Genomic DNA, 201 nt, shown 5'->3' with positions numbered 1-201 from the left:
TCGGATGCCGTGCCCCTACCACGTCGCGTTGCACCCAATTGAAAACCCCTGTATACCCAGGGGGTAGGGGCACGGCAGCAGTAAGTTTTGTCACCAAGTCAAAGTTTTTCGGATGCCGTGCCCCTACTGTACCAATTTGTCGCCACCATTCCCGCAGTAGGGGCACGGCAGCAGTAAGTTTTGTCACCAAATCAAAGTTTT

Annotated in this window: 1 protein-coding gene; it reads right to left on the bottom strand. The window is 53.2% G+C overall.

Annotated elements, in window-relative coordinates; genetic code table 11:
• Nucleotides 1-201: hypothetical protein (locus MiSe_RS50685; protein ID WP_226595192.1), on the bottom strand; the 201-nt coding region annotated here is incomplete at both ends.

Origin of the sequence: Microseira wollei NIES-4236, from assembly GCF_020521235.1 — a bacterium.
GTDB lineage: Bacteria > Cyanobacteriota > Cyanobacteriia > Cyanobacteriales > Aerosakkonemataceae > Microseira > Microseira wollei.
This window is presented reverse-complemented; position numbering and strand designations above follow the sequence as displayed.